The sequence below is a fragment of the Cohnella baijiui genome, assembly GCF_020731285.1.
Lineage (GTDB): Bacteria > Bacillota > Bacilli > Paenibacillales > Paenibacillaceae > Cohnella.
In genome coordinates this window covers 16394-35196 of the sequence record NZ_JAJFOW010000049.1, presented here as the reverse complement: position 1 = coordinate 35196, position 18803 = coordinate 16394, and the positions used below count along the sequence as shown (strand labels likewise).

Annotated in this window: 15 protein-coding genes, 1 tRNA gene and 1 pseudogene; 14 read left to right on the top strand and 3 right to left on the bottom strand. The window is 60.1% G+C overall.

Features of this window, described 5'->3' with window-relative positions; translation table 11 throughout:
* Position 1 precedes the first annotated feature (1 nt).
* From whiA to LKX83_RS28200, 3 genes are all read left to right on the top strand, one after another.
* Positions 2 to 934 (top strand): DNA-binding protein WhiA, encoded by a 933-nt coding sequence (whiA, locus tag LKX83_RS28210; RefSeq protein ID WP_227886179.1) that lies wholly within the window; start codon positions 2 to 4, stop codon positions 932 to 934.
* Between the two features lie 105 nt (positions 935 to 1039).
* Complete coding sequence (locus LKX83_RS28205; RefSeq protein WP_185670991.1) at positions 1040 to 1309, top strand: HPr family phosphocarrier protein; 270 nt, start codon at positions 1040 to 1042, stop codon at positions 1307 to 1309.
* A gap of 358 nt (positions 1310 to 1667) precedes the next feature.
* Positions 1668 to 2444, top strand: coding sequence for an SIMPL domain-containing protein (locus tag LKX83_RS28200; protein WP_227886178.1), 777 nt, complete (start codon positions 1668 to 1670; stop codon positions 2442 to 2444).
* 191 nt (positions 2445 to 2635) lie between these two features.
* Here the strand turns inward: LKX83_RS28200 and sda are convergent, their stop codons facing one another.
* From sda to LKX83_RS28185, 3 genes are all read right to left on the bottom strand, one after another.
* The gene (gene sda, locus LKX83_RS28195) at positions 2636 to 2902 is read right to left on the bottom strand and encodes a sporulation histidine kinase inhibitor Sda (protein WP_227886177.1); all 267 of its coding nucleotides are present in this window, start codon (positions 2900 to 2902) and stop codon (positions 2636 to 2638) included.
* 227 nt (positions 2903 to 3129) lie between these two features.
* On the bottom strand, positions 3130 to 3711 hold the full coding sequence (gene clpP, locus LKX83_RS28190) for an ATP-dependent Clp endopeptidase proteolytic subunit ClpP (RefSeq protein ID WP_227886176.1): 582 nt from the start codon (positions 3709 to 3711) through the stop codon (positions 3130 to 3132).
* Positions 3712 to 3866: 155 nt separating this feature from the next.
* Positions 3867 to 3941, bottom strand: a tRNA-Arg gene (locus LKX83_RS28185).
* 368 nt (positions 3942 to 4309) lie between these two features.
* Here LKX83_RS28185 and LKX83_RS28180 point away from each other — a divergent pair.
* From LKX83_RS28180 to LKX83_RS28135, 11 genes and pseudogenes are all read left to right on the top strand, one after another.
* A complete protein-coding gene (locus LKX83_RS28180) occupies positions 4310 to 5332 on the top strand; it encodes a sugar-binding transcriptional regulator (RefSeq protein ID WP_227886175.1) in 1023 nt (340 codons plus the stop codon).
* A gap of 89 nt (positions 5333 to 5421) precedes the next feature.
* Positions 5422 to 6429: a type I glyceraldehyde-3-phosphate dehydrogenase gene (gene gap, locus LKX83_RS28175; protein ID WP_227886174.1), complete on the top strand. Its 1008-nt coding sequence runs from the start codon at positions 5422 to 5424 to the stop codon at positions 6427 to 6429.
* A gap of 194 nt (positions 6430 to 6623) precedes the next feature.
* Positions 6624 to 7805 (top strand): phosphoglycerate kinase, encoded by a 1182-nt coding sequence (locus LKX83_RS28170; protein WP_227886173.1) that lies wholly within the window; start codon positions 6624 to 6626, stop codon positions 7803 to 7805.
* Between the two features lie 10 nt (positions 7806 to 7815).
* Positions 7816 to 8571, top strand: a complete 756-nt coding sequence (gene tpiA / locus LKX83_RS28165) for a triose-phosphate isomerase (protein ID WP_227886172.1) — start codon at positions 7816 to 7818, stop codon at positions 8569 to 8571.
* A gap of 1 nt (position 8572) precedes the next feature.
* On the top strand, positions 8573 to 10111 hold the full coding sequence (gene gpmI / locus LKX83_RS28160; RefSeq protein ID WP_227886171.1) for a 2,3-bisphosphoglycerate-independent phosphoglycerate mutase: 1539 nt from the start codon (positions 8573 to 8575) through the stop codon (positions 10109 to 10111).
* Positions 10112 to 10270: 159 nt separating this feature from the next.
* Positions 10271 to 11563 carry a phosphopyruvate hydratase gene (gene eno / locus LKX83_RS28155; RefSeq protein WP_227886170.1) on the top strand — a complete coding sequence of 431 codons (1293 nt, stop codon included), beginning with the start codon at positions 10271 to 10273 and terminating at the stop codon, positions 11561 to 11563.
* Positions 11564 to 12238: 675 nt separating this feature from the next.
* Positions 12239 to 12314 (top strand): annotated as a pseudogene (locus tag LKX83_RS34745) (transposase); the annotation flags it as partial.
* A 338-nt stretch (positions 12315 to 12652) separates the two neighbouring features.
* Entirely contained in the window at positions 12653 to 14488 is a 1836-nt protein-coding gene (locus tag LKX83_RS28150) for a sensor histidine kinase (RefSeq protein ID WP_227886169.1), read from the top strand.
* On the top strand, positions 14481 to 15998 hold the full coding sequence (locus LKX83_RS28145; protein WP_227886168.1) for a response regulator transcription factor: 1518 nt from the start codon (positions 14481 to 14483) through the stop codon (positions 15996 to 15998). Before LKX83_RS28150 ends, LKX83_RS28145 begins: the two co-directional genes overlap by 8 nt.
* Before the next feature lie 141 nt (positions 15999 to 16139).
* Complete coding sequence (locus LKX83_RS28140) at positions 16140 to 17639, top strand: ABC transporter substrate-binding protein (RefSeq protein ID WP_227886167.1); 1500 nt, start codon at positions 16140 to 16142, stop codon at positions 17637 to 17639.
* A 204-nt stretch (positions 17640 to 17843) separates the two neighbouring features.
* Complete coding sequence (locus LKX83_RS28135) at positions 17844 to 18782, top strand: ABC transporter permease (RefSeq protein ID WP_227886166.1); 939 nt, start codon at positions 17844 to 17846, stop codon at positions 18780 to 18782.
* Positions 18783 to 18803: the final 21 nt, after the last annotated feature.

Sequence of the window (18803 nt, the reverse complement as noted above, 5' to 3'; positions counted from 1 at the left end):
GGTGTCGTTCGCTGCTCAAACCAAAAAAGAACTGACGATGGTCGAGACGGATTCGTGCTGCGATCAGGCGGAGCTCTCCGCCCTCATCCGCATGAACGGCGCGGTGTCGCTGACCAACAAGCGGATCGTGCTGGACGTCTCGACCGAAAACGCGGCCATCGCCAGGCGGATCTACACGCTCATGAAACGCCACTATCAGGTGCCGACAGAGCTGCTTGTCCGCAAGAAGATGCGCCTGAAAAAGAACAACGTCTACATGGTGCGCGTCCCGGCCGGCGTCGAGCAGCTGCTCAACGATCTTAAGATTGCGGGCTCGGGCTTTCAATTTCATCCGAGCATCGACAAGGATCTCGTGCGCAAGGCCTGCTGCAAGCGCGCCTATCTGCGCGGCGCCTTCCTCGCGGGCGGATCCGTGAACAATCCGGAGGGCTCGTCCTATCATCTGGAGATCGCCTCGATGTATGAAGAGCACTGCAAGGCGCTCGTGGATCTCGCGAACAAGTTCCAACTGAACGCCCGGTTTATCGAGCGGAAGAAGGGCTTTATCCTGTACATCAAGGAAGGCGAGAAAATCATCGAGTTCCTCAGCATCATCGGCGCCCACCAGGCGCTGTTCAAGTTCGAGGACGTCCGCATCATGCGGGACATGCGCAACTCCGTGAACCGGATCGTCAACTGCGAGACGGCGAACCTGAACAAGACGATCGGAGCGGCAGTCCGCCAGATCGACAACATCAAGCTGCTGCAAAAAGAAGTCGGTCTCGAGAACATGCCCGACAAGCTGCGGGAAGTCGCGGAGATCCGGCTCAAGCATCCGGACATGAACCTCAAGGAAGTCGGCGACATGCTAAAAGGTCAGGTCAGCAAATCCGGGGTTAATCACCGACTCCGCAAAATCGACGAGTGGGCCGAAAAAATCCGAAACGGCACATGATAACCTGGTGGCGCAATGGTTCGGACTAATGCTATAATAGGTAACAGACCATGCGCGGTGGGTCCCGTGAACCGGGATGAGATCAAGATAGGGGGTATCCGTTCCATGACGAGACAGCCGGTGGTTGTTCGGCTTAAGACGGGGCTTCACGCCAGACCGGCGGCATTATTCGTGCAAGAAGCCAATAAATTCTCCTCCGATGTCTTCGTGGAGAAGGAAGACAAGAAAGTGAACGCGAAGAGCATCATGGGAATCATGAGTCTCGCGATCAGCTCGGGCACCGAGGTAGCCATCAGTGCCGAGGGTTCGGATGCGGAGCAAGCTGTAACCGCTTTAGTCCAACTCGTCAGCAAGGAAGAGCTGGAGAACCAATAATAGCGTCTAAGCGCGTGCAGAGCTCCCCCGCGGGAGCTTTTTGCATTTCATTTTATTTCAGGCCCGAGGAGCGCTCTCCGTGGGCCTTTTCGGGTTTTGTCGGGCTTCGGAAAATAGCGGGACACAGCCCCCATCCCGCCGTGTGAGCTCGCAGTAACCCGAAAAAGTCGGCTTACAGCCTCATCCCGCCGCACTCGCCAGCTGTAACCTTTCGCCGCGCCTCCACCGTCCGTTTTGATCCGCCTTAGCCCCGCCTTCCGCTCGGGCTATTTTCTTTTTCGGAGACGACTGGTTAATCTGCAACCTTTTACCTAAGCTAGACGTTGAGTAGACAAACTCACGAAAGGGGATTTTGTCCATGCGGGCAAAAGGCGTCAAAGTCGCGCTGCTGGTAGCGGCTGCTATGGTGGCGGGTTGGTTCGGCTATACGAGCGGGGGGGCGAAGGGCGTGTACGCGGAAACGCCGGCGGTAACGGCCGCGGCAGCGGCAAACGTGCAAAATACGGTGACGGTCGGGGCCGATGGGTCGTATCTGGTAGAGCCGGACGTGGCTTATCTCAGCTTTGCGGTCGAGGCGCGCGGCGCCACGGCGCAGGCGGCCCAGCAGGAGGCGGCCAAGCGGTTCGCGGCGGTCGAGAAAACGCTGTACGAGACGTTTAAGCTGGACCGCAAGGACGTCCAGACGACGAGCTTCAGCGTGCAGCCCGAGTACACCTACACCGACAAGGACGGACAAAAGCTCAAGGACTATCTGGCTTCCCATCAGGTGCAGGTGACGTATCGCGATCTGAACAACATCGGCAAGCTGCTCGACGCGGTATCGGAAGCAGGTGCGAATCGGATGGACGGCGTGCGCTTCTGGACCGAAAAGCAGGATCAGTACGAGTTGGAAGCGTTGAAGAAGGCGATGGCGAACGCGGACGCGAAAGCGAACGTGCTGGCTTCGTCGGCCAAGCGGCAGCTCGGCTCCGTGATCAACATCGTCCAGGGCAATACGTCGCCGCCGCCGATCGTCCTGCAAAATGCGTCGTTCGCGAGGGAAATGGCGAGCGCGGCGGGTACGCCGGGCTCATCGGTTCAGACGGGACAGATCGAGATTAGCGCGAACGTGACGGTACAGTACGAGCTGAAGTGAGTAGAAAGGATAACGGGGAACGTACCGGGGTGCGGCAGCCGCTCCCCGGTTTTTTGCATTGCGGCGGGTCCTGCGCCCGCCCGCAAAAAAAAGCGATCGGCGGGATGGCGTCCCGCGCAATCGCTTTGCATCTGCATGCGTTCAAACCTGGCCCTGACGAGGCGCAAAGAACGAGGAGCCCGCCCTAAAGCTTACGCTTTGAGGCGGTGCTCGAGGTTCCGGAGCTCGATAGCGTCTTCCAGCAACTCGATGAATTCGCTGGACAGGTTCATTTTCTTCGCTTCCCGATATACTTCCAGCAAATGCTCGTCCTTCAGCGGACGGAGCAACGATGCCTTATCTTTCAAGTTGCGAGCGATCATGTAGCCCGGATCGTCGTTGCCGGAGTTGGCGCTGTTCATCTCGGATGCGGATAAGGGGCGCGGCACCAAATGCAAGGAATGGGTGTGCTGATTCATTGAGGAGATCCCCCTTTTGCGTGATTCCTAGTCCATAGCAAGATATGGAGGTTTATGGATGTTTCCTTGCTATAGCATATCACGTTGATGGGCGTTCGCAGAGGGGTGATTCAAGCCTTTGAATTTATCTTGACAAATATTACCCGACGTGTTAATAGACGAAACCCGCTCTTCCCGGAAAGGGGAGAGCGGGTTCGGCATGACGCGCTGCGGGAGCTTGGCGCTCCTTAGAGTTTCTCGATGACTTTGTCGACCAAGCCGTACTCACGAGCTTGTTCGGCCTCCATGAAGTTGTCGCGGTCGGTATCCTTCTCGATGCGTTCGAGCGGCTGGCCCGTGCGCTCCGAGAGGATGGCGTTCAGCTTGTCGCGCAGCTTCAGAATGCGGCGGGCGCGAATTTCGATGTCGCTCGCCTGTCCTTCGGCGCCGCCGAGCGGCTGGTGGATCATCACTTCGGCGTTCGGAAGCGCGAAGCGCTTGCCTTTGGCGCCGGCCGCGAGCAGGAAGGCGCCCATCGAGGCGGCCATGCCGACGCAAATCGTCGAGACGTCCGGCTTGATGTATTGCATCGTATCGAAGATCGCCATCCCGGACGTGATCGATCCGCCGGGGCTGTTGATGTAGAGGTGGATGTCCTTCTCCGGATCTTCGGCAGCCAGGAACAGCATCTGCGCGATAATGGAGTTGGCGACCACATCGTTGACCGGGGTGCCCAGGAAGATAATCCGGTCCTTCAGCAGACGGGAATAAATATCGTATGCCCGTTCGCCTCTGTTCGTTTGTTCTACAACCATAGGGACGAAGCTCATGCGAAGATCCCTCCTTCGGAATTTGAATGACCTCATTTTAAAGTATCAGAAAGCAAAAGTCAAAGAAAGTCAAACCCAGGGGGCAAAAAAACGACCGCCTCGGGGTCGCTTGGTTTGGAACGATGATGGATGGTGCATGCTGTGTAAGGTTAAGATGGCGCGCCCGTAGGGAATCGAACCCCAATCTCAGGCTCCGGAGGCCTGCGTCATATCCGTTGGACCACGGGCGCTTGTCGCAACAGCAAGATTCATTATAGGCGATGAGAATAGGAAATGCAAGCGAAATTCCAAACCGGTCCGAATGGGGTAAGTACGTGTTGGAAGGGCGGCGGGCGGTGCGGGCCGTCTTTGCGACGTTTTCGAAAGGACGAAAGGCGAATGATGGCGGCGCTTACTGGAGGACGTACGACGAAATGTGACGAAATGTTGAAGAGGAGGCTTGCAAGAGGCGCTTCCTTGGATTAAAATGAAAGCATGGAGTGGGACTTAAAATGAAGTGGTGGGACATTTTGCGTCCAACCACATCGATTCCGCTTCATCTGGACGGTCCGCATTCGATCGAAAGCGCGATTCCGGCAAGCGAGGGAGAGACGGCAGGATGCGGAAGATGCTGGACATACAGAAGAAGCTCGTGCCCGATCTGGTGCAGGTGCTGCACAAGCGCTACGAGATTCTCCGCCGCATTCGCGTGTCGGGGACGGTCGGCCGGCGGACGCTCGCCGCCAGCGTCGATCTGACCGAGCGCACGCTGCGGGCCGAGCTCGATCTGCTCCGTTCGCAGGGGCTGCTTGAAGCCGGCACGGCGGGCATGACGTTGAGCGAGGCAGGCAAGCGGCTTCTCGAGGAGATGGAGCCCCTCGTGAAGGAGATGTTCGGCCTCGCCGAGCTCGAAGAGGAACTCCGCGCGAAGTTCGGCCTGAAGCAGGTCGTCATCGTGCCGGGCGACTCGGACGACTCCGACGACGTCAAGCGGGAGCTCGGCCGCGCGGGGAGCAGGGTGCTGCGCCACGTGCTTACTCCCGGCGACGTCGTGGCCGTCATGGGCGGATCCACGATGGCGCGCCTCGCGGCTCATCTCTCGGTGCCGTCTCCCCTGCGGGACAACTGGTTCGTCCCGGCGCGAGGCGGTCTCGGCGAGAGCGTGGACTACCAGGCGAACACGATCGCCGCCGAGCTGGCGAAGCGTACGGGCGCGCGGTATCGGATGCTGCACGTGCCGGACCATTTGAGCGAGGACGCTTATCAGTCGATCATGCAGGAGCCGAACGTCCGCGAGGTGGTCGACATGATCCGGAGCGCCCGCATCGTGGTCCACGGCATCGGCGACGCGACGGCGATGGCCCGGCGGCGCAAGCTGGACGCCGACACCGTCCAGGGAATCCTGCGGGACGGAGCGCTGGCGGAGGCTTTCGGCTACTACTTCGACCGCGACGGCGCCGTGGTGCACCGGATGGCGACGGCGGGGCTGCGGCTCGAGGACATCGAGGCGGCCGAGTCGGTCATCGGCGTCGCGGGCGGACATAGCAAGGGCGAGGCCATCGCGTCGGTGATGCGCTTCGGGCACGACGACATCCTCGTCACCGACGAGGCGGCGGCACTGGAGGCGCTCAAGCACGCCTAGCCCCGCCCGGGCAACTTTGTGGTCTGGGCGCTTCACGGCGCCTGACATAGATCAAAATAAAAATATGAATGGCCAAGGAGGAACCATCAATGACGGTAAAAATCGGTATTAATGGCTTTGGACGGATCGGTCGCAACGTATTCCGCGCTTCCCTGAACAACCCGCAAGTCGAAGTCGTCGCCATCAACGACTTGACCGACGTGAACACGCTGGCCCATCTGCTTAAATACGATACGACGCACGGCAAACTGGAAGGCACGGTCGAAGTGGGCGAAGGCGCGCTGATCGTCAACGGCAAGACGGTTAGAGTATTCGCGGAGCGCGACCCCGGCGTCCTGCCTTGGGGCTCCGTAGGCGCGGAGATCGTCGTCGAATCGACGGGCATCTTCACCGCGAAGGAGAAAGCCGAGCTTCACCTCAAAGGCGGCGCGAAGAAGGTCATCATCTCCGCACCGGCTACGAACGAAGACATCACGATCGTCATGGGCGTCAACCAAGACAAGTACGACCCGGCGCAGCACACGATCATCTCCAACGCTTCCTGCACGACGAACTGCCTCGCGCCTTTCGCGAAGGTCATCAACGATCAATTCGGCATCGTCAAAGGCATGATGACGACCGTTCACTCCTATACGAACGACCAAAGCGTACTCGACGTGCCGCACAAGGATCTGCGCCGCGCTCGCGCCGCAGCGGAAAACATCATCCCGTCCACGACCGGCGCGGCCAAAGCCGTATCCCTCGTTCTGCCTGAGCTGAAAGGCAAGCTGAACGGCATGTCGCTGCGCGTTCCTACGCCTAACGTATCCGTAACCGACCTGGTTGCCGAGCTGAAAGTCAACGTTACGGTCGAAGAAGTGAACGCCGCCCTCAAGGCCGCTTCCGAAGGCCCGCTCAAAGGCATCCTGAACTACTCCGAAGAGCCGCTCGTATCGAGCGACTACAACGGCGACGCCGCTTCCTCCACGATCGACGCGCTGTCCACGATGGTCGTCGAAGGCAACATGGTCAAAGTCCTCTCCTGGTACGACAACGAATGGGGCTACTCCAACCGCGTCGTAGACCTGGTGTCCTTCATCGCAAGCAAAGGCCTGTAAGACCGAATCGAATGGTAGACAACGGCAAAGAGGAGACGATGCGCTCCTCTTTCCGTCTGCGTGGCCCGGGAACGATCGCCGACCCGCGTTTCGGCCGGGGATACAGCCTTGACACGGGTAAAAACGGGACCGCCGCTTCGTCATCCGGGACGGGGGTCGCGTTTTTACGCGCATAAGTAGGAGGAGTGTGGACCATGAACAAGAAAAGTGTTCGCGATATCGACGTTTCCGGCAAAAAAGTATTCGTGCGCGTCGACTTCAACGTACCGCTCGAGAACGGCGCCATCACCGACGACACCCGCATCCGCGAGACGCTGCCGACGATCCGCTACCTGATCGAGAAAGGCGCGAAGGTCATCCTGGCGAGCCACCTCGGCCGTCCGAAGGGCACGGTCGTCGAAGAACTGCGCCTCACGCCGGTTGCCGCCCGCCTGTCCGAACTGCTCGGCAAGCCGGTCGCCAAGGCCGACGAAGCGGTCGGCGAAGCCGTCCAAGCCCAGGCGAACGGCCTCAAGGACGGCGACGTCCTGCTGCTTGAGAACGTCCGCTTCTACCCGGGCGAAGAGTCCAACGATCCGGAGCTCGCCAAGCAGTTCGCGGCGCTCGCCGACATCTACGTCAACGACGCGTTCGGCGCCGCGCACCGCGCACACGCTTCGACCGAAGGCATCGCGCATCATCTGCCGGCCGTCTCCGGCCTGCTGATGGAGAAGGAGCTCGACGTTCTCGGCCGCGCGCTGAACAACCCGGAGCGTCCGTTCACCGCCATCGTCGGCGGCTCCAAGGTCAAGGACAAGATTGACGTCATTAACAAAATGATCGAAATCGCCGACAACATCGTCATCGGCGGCGGCTTGTCTTATACGTTCCTCAAGGCCCAAGGCAAGGAAATCGGCCAATCGCTCTGCGACGACTCCAAGCTGGAGCTGACGCTCGAATTCGTCGAGAAGGCGAAGAAGCTCGGCAAGAACTTCTACCTGCCGGTCGACATCGTCGTCACCGATGAATTCAGCGCCAAGGCGAACACGAAGATCGTCGACACCGACGGCATCCCGGCCGACTGGGAAGGCATCGACATCGGGCCGAAGACGCGCGAGATCTACGCGGACGTCATCAAGAACTCCAAGCTCGTCGTCTGGAACGGACCGATGGGCGTGTTCGAGATCGAGCCGTTCTCGCACGGCACGCGCGCGGTCGCGCAAGCCTGCGCCGACTCGGCCGGCTACACGGTCATCGGCGGCGGCGACTCCGCGGCGGCAGCCGAGAAATTCCACCTGGCCGACAAGATGGACCACATTTCCACCGGCGGCGGCGCATCGCTCGAGTTCATGGAAGGCAAAGCACTTCCGGGCGTCGTCGCGCTGAACGACAAGTGAGGTTGAACCTATGAGCAGAACTCCGATCATCGCAGGCAACTGGAAAATGTTCAAGACGGTCTCCGAGGCCGTCGCGTTCGCGAACGAAGTGAAGGGCAAGGCCGAGGTGGCCGGCGTCGAGAGCGTCATCTGCGCGCCGTTCACGGCGCTGCCGGCACTCGTGGAAGCCGTAAAGGGAACGTCGCTGAAGATCGGAGCGCAAAACGTGCACTTCGAAGACAGCGGCGCCTACACGGGCGAAGTGAGCGGCCTCATGCTGAAGGATCTCGGCGTGCACTACGTCATCATCGGCCACTCCGAGCGCCGCCAGTACTTCGCCGAGACGGACGAGACCGTGAACAAGAAGACGCACGCCGCCTTCAAGCACGGCCTGATCCCGATCGTATGCGTCGGCGAGAAGCTCGAAGAGCGCGAAGCCGGCAAAACCGACGAAGTGAACCGCGTGCAGACCGAAGCCGCGCTCGCCGGCCTGACGGCCGAGCAAGCGTCCCAAGTCGTCATCGCCTACGAGCCGATCTGGGCGATCGGCACGGGCAAATCCTCAAGCGCGACCGACGCGAACGAAGCGATCGCCTACATCCGCAGCGTCGTCGCCCGCCTGTTCGGCGCCGAAGTCGCCGCGAAGATCCGCATCCAATACGGCGGCAGCGTGAAGCCGAACAACGTGGCCGAATATATGGGCCAGCCGGACATCGACGGCGCGCTCGTCGGCGGCGCCAGCCTGGAGCCGGCTTCGTACATCGCCCTCGTCGAGGGGGCGAAGTAAGATGGCCGCACCCAAACCGGTCGCGCTGATCATCCTGGACGGCTTCGGCCTGCGTCCCGAGACGCACGGCAACGCGGTCGCCCAAGCGAACAAGCCGAACTTCGACCGCTACTGGGCGGCGTATCCGCACACGCAGCTGATGGCTCAAGGCGAAGCGGTAGGCCTGCCCGAAGGGCAAATGGGCAACTCCGAGGTCGGTCACCTGAATATCGGCGCCGGACGCGTCGTGTATCAGGACCTGACCCGGATCACCAAGTCCATTCGCGAAGGCGACTTCTTCGGCAACGAGACGCTCCTCGGCGCGGTTCGCCACGCCAAGCAGCACAGCAAAAAGCTTCATCTGTACGGCCTGCTCTCCGACGGCGGCGTCCACAGCCACATCGCGCATCTGTTCGCGCTGCTGGAGCTGGCGAAGAAGGAAGAGCTGAAAGACGTCTACATCCATGCGTTCCTGGACGGCCGCGACGTTGCGCCGGACAGCGCGGTCGGCTATCTGACGCAGCTGCAGGCGAAGATCGAAGAGGTCGGCGTCGGCCGCATCGCGACAGTCCAAGGCCGCTACTACGCGATGGACCGCGACAAGCGCTGGGAGCGCACGGAGAAGTCCTACCGCGCCATGGTGTACGGCGAAGGCCCGGCCTACGTCGATCCGATCCAGGCGGTAAAGGAGTCCTACGAGAAGTCGGTCATGGACGAATTCGTCATGCCGACCGTCATCGTCGGCGCCGACGGCAAGCCGGTCGGCCTCGTCGAGTCGGATGACGCGGTCGTGTTCTTCAACTTCCGCCCGGACCGCGCGATTCAGCTGTCGAACGTGTTCACCAACGAGGACTTCCGCGGCTTCGACCGCGGGCCGAAGCACCCGAAAGGGCTGTACTTCGTCTGCCTGACGCTGTTCGCCGAGTCCGTCGGAGGCTTCGTCGCCTACAAGCCGAAGGAGCTCGACAACACGCTGGGCGAAGTGCTCGTGCAGCAAGGCAAGACGCAGCTGCGCATCGCGGAGACGGAGAAGTACCCGCACGTCACGTTCTTCTTCAGCGGCGGCCGCGACATCCAGCTGCCGGGCGAGACGCGCATCCTCATCAACTCGCCGAAGGTCGCGACGTACGACCTGCAGCCGGAGATGAGCGCCTACGAAGTCGCCGACGCGGCGGTCAAGGAGATCGAGGACGACAAGCACGACGCGATCATCCTGAACTTCGCCAATCCGGACATGGTCGGCCACTCCGGCATGCTGGAGCCGACGATCAAGGCGGTCGAAGCGACCGACGCTTGCCTCGGCAAAGTCGTCGACGCCATCCTGGCGAAGGGCGGCCTGGCCGTCATCATCGCCGACCACGGCAACGCCGACATGGTCATCGACGACCAGGGCCGGCCGTTCACGGCGCACACGACCAACCCGGTGCCGTGCATCGTGACCAAGCCGGGCGTGAAGCTTCGCAGCGACGGCGTCCTGGCGGACGTGGCGCCGACGATGCTCACGCTGCTCGAGCTGCCGCAGCCGTCCGAGATGACGGGGCGCACGCTGATCGAGGGCTAACCAAGAGCCGTACTTTACGCCATGAAAGATCAACCGCGCAAGCGGACAGGCGAAGGCTAGTGCAACGCTTGTCCGCCGGGCGCGTAACATACCTAGTGCGGTCCCACGGCCGCGTGCCATCAAGACCCTAAATTAATGACCCTAAGGAGTGTTCAACCCATGACGATCATTTCCGACGTGTACGCGCGCGAAGTCCTCGACTCCCGCGGCAACCCGACTGTCGAAGTTGAAGTTCGTCTCGAATCCGGCGCGTTCGGCAGCGCCATCGTTCCTTCCGGCGCATCCACCGGCGCCTACGAAGCCGTAGAGCTGCGCGACGGCGACAAAGACCGCTACCTCGGCAAAGGCGTCGAGAAAGCCGTAGAAAATGTGAACTCCATCATCGCGCCGGAAATCATCGGCTACGACGCGCTGGACCAAGTCGCGATCGACCGCAAGATGATCGAGCTGGACGGCACGCCGAACAAAGCGAAGCTGGGCGCCAACGCGATCCTCGCGGTATCCATCGCCGTCGCCCGCGCTGCCGCGGACGCGCTGGACCTGCCGATCTACGCTTACCTGGGCGGCTTCAACGCCAAGACGCTGCCGGTACCGATGATGAACATCGTCAACGGCGGCGCGCACGCCGACAACAACGTCGACGTCCAAGAATTCATGGTGCTGCCGGTTGGCGCACCTTCCTTCAAGGAAGCGCTCCGCACGGGCGCCGAGATCTTCCACGCGCTCAAGTCCGTCCTGAAGGCCAAAGGCCTGAACACGGCCGTAGGCGACGAAGGCGGCTTCGCGCCGAACTTCGGCTCCAACGAAGAAGCGCTGTCCACGATCATCGAAGCGATCGAAAAAGCCGGCTACAAGCCGGGCGTCGACGTCTTCCTGGGCATGGACGTCGCTTCCACCGAGTTCTACAAGGACGGCAAGTACCACCTCGAAGGCGAAGGCAAGTCCTTTACCTCCGCCGAGTTCGTCGACCTGCTCGCGAGCTGGGTAGACAAATACCCGCTGATCACGATCGAAGACGGCTGCTCCGAAGACGACTGGGAAGGCTGGAAGCTGCTGACCGACCGCCTCGGCGGCAAAGTGCAGCTCGTCGGCGACGACCTGTTCGTCACGAACACCGAGCGTCTGTCGGACGGCATCGAGAAGGGCGTAGCCAACTCCATCCTCGTCAAGGTCAACCAAATCGGCTCCCTGACCGAGACGTTCGACGCGATCGAAATGGCGAAGCGCGCCGGCTACACGGCCGTCATCTCCCACCGTTCCGGCGAGTCCGAGGACAGCACGATCGCCGACATCGCCGTCGCGACGAACGCCGGCCAGATCAAGACGGGCGCTCCGTCCCGTACGGACCGCGTCGCCAAGTACAACCAACTGCTCCGCATCGAAGACCGTCTGGGCGGCGCCGCGCAATACGCGGGCAAGCAGGCGTTCTACAACCTGCGCAACCTGAAGTAATCCGCTTCGCGCCTCGAGCGCGTAGCATCCGATAGACCGATCTGCCGAAGAGGCGAACCCGCTTGCAATTGCGCACGGGTTCGCCTTTTTTTGATCATACAGAATGTATAAGCTCACCTATCCTTTACGGATCCGTCTCCGATAAAAACGTGCCGCCATCTTCCTTGAAGACGACGGAGTCGGTTTTACAAGCCATTTAGAAGAGGCTGCCTCATAAGGTTGTAATGGTGCCCGAGAGTCAGCAGCGCGGTTTTCAATGCGGACGTATTGGCAATAATCGACGATATTTCCACTCATGACGGCTGCCTCTGACGCGTGGTTATCTGCGAGGCTGGTTTCGACTGGTTTCGAATGAATCAGTTGAGTCTTGGTGCAAATTCGTCGGATTCCGGCCGATGGTTCGCAACTGGCGAATGCCAATTGGCCTTGTTTGCGCTCGGTTCGGGTCGCTCAGTCAATTAGTTGCATTCGTACATCTATTTAGGTTCATTTCGGGAGGGTGGAGCGGTTTACTTGTAAAAGTACATCTAATTTAGCGTAAATCCACCCTATACACAGAAAACGACGATTTAGTTGTACTTTTGCAACTAAATGACCGTTAAGCAGGAAATATAGCAAAATTTGATGTACATTTGCATCTAAATCGTTGGATGCGGGATAGGTGACACGGAAAGTGGATTCTGGCGTTTGCTGCTTCGCGACTTGCCGAAGGTAAGCTTGGAGGTCGGATGGCTTTCGCTTGCCCATCATTTTGTCGAAGAAGAAAGCAGTGGATCGAAAGCGAGAAATGGCGGCGCAGGGTTCATCTCCCCAAACACCGCCATGCCTTCGTATTCACACGTTTAGGGATGGAGGAGAGCTGTCTGTCCCGCGAACATACTTACATTTGAGACTCCCTCTTTTAAAGGGTCTCCGATAAAAACGTGCCGCCATCTTCCTTGAAGACGGCAAAGTCGTTTTTACTTGGGCGCTGCGGCGACTGTAAACCGAACGGGCAGGCAGGGATGACGCGCCGGCTCCGGCGCGCATGCTATAATGGATGCACGCGATGCATCAACATCCTGTTCGGCCTGCGAGGGAAAGCTACCGTTGAGATTAAGGAAAATCTACCGCAATTACGTACAGAACAATTTGTTCACCAAGGTCATCGTGACCTTCGCGGCGATTGTCGTCGTGACGATCATTACGCTCTCTTACCTGCTGTTCAACTTCATGTCCGCCTCGATCGTTCAGAGCGAGCTCGACAACCAGCGGGAAGCGATGGACCGGGTGAACCGCTATATGGACGAAAAGTACGAATGGGTGCAGAACGCGGTCGCGGACATCTACCGCAATGACTCGCTCGCCTCCAGCGTCTCCTATTTGCTGACGCATTCGTACGCGGAATATATGCAGTATACGCTTGATCGGGCCTTTGCGGGTGGAGAAGACAGCTCCTCGAACATTCTGGCGTATCTTCGGGACCGGCGGGACACCGACCTCGACGTTCGCAACGTCATCCTGTACAGCGCCGAGCGGCAGGAGATGTACGTCTATTTGCCGTTCGGCACGCGCAAGCTCTTTAACGTGAGCCGGGCCAACTCTTACGTTCCTGACGTCATGTCGGCCGAGGGGCCGGTCGCGTCCACGCCGAACATCTGGATCCGCAAGACGATCGGCCAGTGGGACCAACAGCTGTACGGCATGAAGGCGCAGATCAACGACAAAAACACGCTGAAAAACATCGGCCAGCTCCTCGTCTATTTTGACTCGGGCCTCGTGAGCAGGTCGCTCGCGCAGAGCGCCAAACCGCTGAAGGGGCAGATTCTGGTGCTGACGCCGGATGGGCAGGTCATGTTCGACTCGTCCGGCTCGCGTTATGGGCAGATCTACCCGTACATGCGCGAGCTGGAGGCGCCGAGTGCCGTCGAGCAGCTGGACGAGCCGTCGTACGTGTCGCTTCTGACGCAGAACAAGGCGGGCTATCTCGTCGTCGGCATATCGCCGAAGCGGGAAGTGGCCAAGGCCTACGAGGGCCTGAGGCGGACGATCATCCTGATCAGCCTGGGCTGCATCGCCGTCGCCGTCGTCATCCCGTCCTTCGTCGTCGCCCAGATCGCCAAGCGGACGAACAAGATCGTTCGCTTCATGCGGAAGGTCGAAGACGGGGACCTCGACGCGCGGTTGCAGGATACGCGGGAGGACGAGCTGGGCCAGATCTCGCAGAGCTTCAACGAGATGCTGGACGAACTGAACCGGCGGATCGACCGGGAATACAAGGCCGAGATCCGCATCAAGCAGACCGAGCTCGCGGCGCTGCAAGCCAGGGTCAACCCGCATTTTCTGTACAACACGCTCGAGGTGATTCGGATGCGGGCGATGTCGCAGGGGGCGAAGGACGTCGGGGAGATGATCTACAGCCTCGCCGCGCTGTTCCGCAACTCCGTCCACACAGGTGAATCGTGCGCGCTGTCCGAGGAGCTGGAGATGTGCCGGTTGTACCTCGAGCTGTTCCGCATCCGGTACAAGGACAAGTTCACCTATACGATCGATTGCGAACCGGCGCTCTCGGACGTCCCCGTGTTCAAGATGCTGCTGCAGCCGATCGTGGAAAACTATATCGTCCACGGTCTCGAGGCGCAGCGGACCGACAACCGGCTCGGGATCGTAGCCGCCCGCGAAGGCCCGGACATCGTCGTTCGCTTCCGGGACAACGGCAAAGGCATCGCGCCGGAACGGCTGCGGGAAATCCGGCAGGCGCTCGAGATGCCGGAAGCCGAGGCGCCGGGCGTCTCCTTCGGTCTCAGGAGCGTCCACGACCGGCTGCGGCTGGTATTCGGGGAGCCGTACGGAGTCGGGCTCGAGAGCGGGCCGCGGCACGGCACGATGGTGACGGTCCGCTGGCCGGCCGGCGAAGAGGAAGGAGGAGCGGAGAGCGATGTATAACGTATTGATCGTCGACGATGAGCCGTTCATTTCCGAAGGACTCGGCGATGCGGTGGACTGGTCGGCGTTCGGGCTGGAGGTCGTCGGCACGGCGGAGAACGGCAGGCAGGCGCTCGAGCTTCTCCGGAAAGCGCCGGTCGATCTGCTGATCACCGATATCTCCATGCCCGAGATGGACGGCCTGGAGCTGATCCGACGGGCGCGCGAGCGGCTGCCTCGGCTTAAGGTCGTCGTGTTGAGCGGCTACAACGAATTCGACTACCTGAAGCAGGCGATGAAGCTCGGCATCGAAAACTATCTGCTGAAGCCGGTGAATTTCGAGGAACTGCACGCGACGCTCGACGGAGCGGTCGACAAGCTGAACGCCCTGCAGGACGACCGTCCGCTAGGCGACGACGAGATCGGCATTCTGCGCGACCACGTCATGTACCGCTACCTGACCGGACGGATTTCACCGCCCGAGTGGGCGGAGCGCACCGCGCTCCTGCGCATCGACCTGACGAAGCCGTATGCGGCCGTAGCCGTCATGCGCGCGCCGGACCATCCCGGACCCCTCTACGCCGCGGCGGAGGAGCGGTTCCGGGAGACACCGGCCGTCGTCGCGTTCCGCGACCTGGAGGAGGACACGGTCGTCGTCTTCGGCCTGGACGACCCCGCGGACAAGGCCGTCGCCGTCGCCGCCATGGAGCGGCTGGCCGCCGTGCTGGCCGGGCATGCGAGCGCGGTGCGCGTTTCGATCGGCGGGGCCTTGCCCTTGGCCGACGTCGGCGCGAGCTACGAGCAGGCGCGCAAGGCGCAGCAATACTTCCTCGTCCTGCCGGACCGCAGCTTCGTGGACTACGACGCGCTGCCGGCGGGAGAAGACGCCGCGTTTCCCTCCGGCCTGCTGAACTGGGACGACTATGCCAAGTGGGTCGTCAGCCGGGAGCGGGAGGCGCTCGCCGACCGGATCGCGAGCGACTTCCAGACGATCCGTGCGGCGGAAGGGCTGAATCCGACGCGGGCGAAGACCGCCGCCATCGAGCTCGTCATTCGCATGAAGATGGAAGCGGACAAGCTGAACCGGGGCGACCGGGGCGAAGGCTTCAAAGAAGCGCTGGAGCGGATCACGGGGGCGGGGACGCTGGAGGAGATCGAGCAGGCGGTGCAGGCGGCCGCCCTGCTCTCGGTCGAGTCGTACTCGGGCGAGGATCTGAGCCCCGTCATCCGCCAGGTGCTGCGGCACATCGAGGCGCACTACGCCGAAGCGCTCACGCTCAAGTCGCTCGGCGAGCAATACAACATCCACCCCAACTATTTGGGGCATCTGTTCCACAAGCAGACGGGCGACACCTTTGCCGACCGGATCAACAAGTTCCGCATCGACAAGGCGAAGGAGCTGCTGAAGGACAGCCGGCTGAAGGTGAACGAAATCGCCCGACAGGTCGGATACCTCGAAATCGGGTATTTTTACAAGCAATTCAAGAAACACGTCGGCATTTCGCCGAGCGAGTACAAGGGACTGCTGTGACGCGCCGGGCGTCCGCAGTTCCTTTCTTTAGTTTGTACATGATATCTTTGGTTTCTTGTATTTTTGAAATGGCTTTCATCGATTAATGTTTAGATATCGCATGAAACATACTACATCAGATAGAAAAGGGGAGGCACACCTATGAGCAACAACCGCAAAAAAACGACGATTACCCTCGCGTCCGTCCTGGCCGCGTCGCTCGCCCTGTCCGCTTGCGGCAGCAATAACGGCGGCAACGCATCCGGCTCTTCCAGCCCGGCCGAAGGCAATTCGTCCAAAGGCGCACCGGTCGAACTGAGCTGGTACACGATCGGCACGCCGCAAAAAGACGTAGACAAGGTTATGCAGGAAGTCAGCAAATACACGAAGGAAAAAATCAACGCCACCGTGAAGATGACGATGATCGACTGGGGCGACTACAACCAGAAGATGCAGGTGTTGACCGCTTCCGGCACGCCGATGGACATCATGTTCACCGCTTCCTGGGCGTTTGACTACGTGCAAAACGCGCGCAAAGGCGCGTTCAAGCCGATCGACGACCTGCTGAAAAAAGAAGGCGCGGGCATCGTCAGCACGCTGGATCCGGCCTTCCTCGAAGGCTCCAAGGTCGACGGCCACAACTACGGCATCCCGGCCTACAAGGAGCTGCCGTCCCAAGAAGTATGGCGCTTCAACAAGACGATCCTCGACGCGGACAAGCTGGACATCTCGAACGTCCGCTCGCTGGAAAGCCTCGAGCCGTTGCTGAAGGCGGTCAAGGAGAAAAATCCGGACGTCGTGCCGTTCCAAGTGGACAAGAACTACGGTCCTTACGTGCCGTACGATTACCTGATCGAGAAATTCCCGTTGGCCGTCAAGCTGGACGATACGAGCTACAAGGTCGTCAACGTCCTCGATACGCCGGAAATGAAGCAAGCGCTGAAGACGATGCACAAGTACTACACGGCCGGCTACATCCCGACCGAAGCCGCGACGACGGAATCTTCGTCCGACGTGATGGTAACGGGCAAATGGTTCGCCGACAAAGCGACGACGCAGCCGTTCGCAGACAACCTCTGGTCGACGAGCGCCGGTTACCCGATCGTCTCCACGCCGCTTAGCGACGCGCTCATCTACAACTGGTCCGTCATGGGCTCGATGCAGGCGATCTCCGCGAACTCCAAGCATCCGGAGAAAGCAATGGAGTTCCTGAACCTGCTGAACACCGATCCGGTGCTGCGCAACATGGTCGACTCCGGCATCGAAGGCACGCACTTCAAGAAAATCGACGACACGCACATGGAGAACCTGCCGGAGTCCAAAAACTACGACATGCCGACGTTCTCGCTAGGCAACATCATGCTGACCTACCTGAACCCGGGCGATCCGGAAAACAAGTGGGACGAGTTCAAGAAGTACAACGCCGCCGGCAAACCGGCCGTCCTGCTCGGCTTCAACTTCGACATGTCGAAGGTGTCCAACGAGATCGCGGCCATCAACAACGCCAAGGAAGCATACTGGGCGCCGCTGATGACCGGCACGGTCGATCCGGACAAATACCTGCCGAAGGCGATCGAAAAGCTCAAAGCGGCCGGCCTCGACAAAGTCATGGCCGAAGCGCAATCGCAGCTCGACGCTTGGAAGGCAGCGAACAACAAGTAATCCTCGACAGGCGCAAGCGATATAGAGAAAACGGGGCGAATGTTCGGCATTCGCCCGTTTTTTCTTGACCATTTAGAATTTATAAGTTTCACGCTTATTCATTTCAAAATGGTCTCCGATAAAAACGTGTCGCCGTCCGGGAAGACGGCAAAGCCGTTTTTACTTGCACGTACGGGGCTCACATTCTCGAAGGGGTGATTGATTATGAAGGCCTTAGGACGCTTCGCTAAGGACATCAACCGCAACAAGGCGCTGCTCCTGATGGTGCTGCCCGCCACCCTGTGGTTTCTCTTTTTCTCGTATCTTCCGATGATCGGCACGGTCATCTCGTTCAAGGAATACCGGGTCAGCCAAGACGGCTTCCTGGCCAGCATCATCAACAGCAAGTGGGTTGGGTTCGACAACTTCAAGTTCCTGTTCAGCACCGAAGACGCCTACGTCATTACGCGCAACACGCTGCTCTACAATGCCGTGTTCATCATCGCGGGTCTCGTGCTCGCCGTAGCGCTCGCCATCGTACTTTCCGAAATCGCCAACAAGCGGCTGGCGAAATGGTACCAGACCGGGATGTTCCTGCCGTACTTCCTGTCCTGGGTCATCGTCGGCTATTTCGTATACAGCTTCCTCAGCTTCGACCGCGGCATGGTGAACAAAATCGCCGCTTCCTTCGGAGCCGATCCCGTTCAATGGTACTCCGATCCGAAATATTGGCCGCTCATCCTGATCGTCGTCTTCCTGTGGAAGTCGATCGGCTACAACAGCGTCGTCTACCTCGCCGCCATCATGGGGATCGACAAGTCGCTCTACGAAGCGGCCATGATCGACGGGGCGAACAAGTGGCAGCAGATCCGCAACATTACGCTGCCGATGCTGACGCCGCTCATGACGATCCTGACCCTGCTCGCGGTCGGCCGGATCTTCTACGCGGACTTCGGGCTCTTCTACCAAGTGCCGCGCGACTCGGGCACGCTCTACACCGTCACCAACGTCATCGACACTTACGTGTATCGCGGGCTGAAAACGACGGGCGAGATCGGCATGAGCACGGCCGCCGGCTTGTACCAATCGTTCGTGGGCTTCGTGCTCGTCATTACGTCCAACTACGTCGTCCGCAAGTTCAACAAGGACAACGCCCTGTTCTGAGCACGAGACCGCATTCGAGAA

Bases quoted from the DNA above. Each gene is read 5' to 3' on its own strand.
- LKX83_RS28205 (WP_185670991.1), top strand. From the start codon at position 1,040: ATGACGAGACAGCCGGTGGTTGTTCGGCTTAAGACGGGGCTTCACGCC.
- LKX83_RS28200 (WP_227886178.1), top strand. From the start codon at position 1,668: ATGCGGGCAAAAGGCGTCAAAGTCGCGCTGCTGGTAGCGGCTGCTATG.
- sda (WP_227886177.1), bottom strand. From the start codon at position 2,902: ATGAATCAGCACACCCATTCCTTGCATTTGGTGCCGCGCCCCTTATCC.
- clpP (WP_227886176.1), bottom strand. From the start codon at position 3,711: ATGAGCTTCGTCCCTATGGTTGTAGAACAAACGAACAGAGGCGAACGG.
- LKX83_RS28180 (WP_227886175.1), top strand. From the start codon at position 4,310: ATGCGGAAGATGCTGGACATACAGAAGAAGCTCGTGCCCGATCTGGTG.
- gap (WP_227886174.1), top strand. From the start codon at position 5,422: ATGACGGTAAAAATCGGTATTAATGGCTTTGGACGGATCGGTCGCAAC.
- LKX83_RS28170 (WP_227886173.1), top strand. From the start codon at position 6,624: ATGAACAAGAAAAGTGTTCGCGATATCGACGTTTCCGGCAAAAAAGTA.
- tpiA (WP_227886172.1), top strand. From the start codon at position 7,816: ATGAGCAGAACTCCGATCATCGCAGGCAACTGGAAAATGTTCAAGACG.
- gpmI (WP_227886171.1), top strand. From the start codon at position 8,573: ATGGCCGCACCCAAACCGGTCGCGCTGATCATCCTGGACGGCTTCGGC.
- eno (WP_227886170.1), top strand. From the start codon at position 10,271: ATGACGATCATTTCCGACGTGTACGCGCGCGAAGTCCTCGACTCCCGC.
- LKX83_RS28145 (WP_227886168.1), top strand. From the start codon at position 14,481: ATGTATAACGTATTGATCGTCGACGATGAGCCGTTCATTTCCGAAGGA.
- LKX83_RS28140 (WP_227886167.1), top strand. From the start codon at position 16,140: ATGAGCAACAACCGCAAAAAAACGACGATTACCCTCGCGTCCGTCCTG.
- LKX83_RS28135 (WP_227886166.1), top strand. From the start codon at position 17,844: ATGAAGGCCTTAGGACGCTTCGCTAAGGACATCAACCGCAACAAGGCG.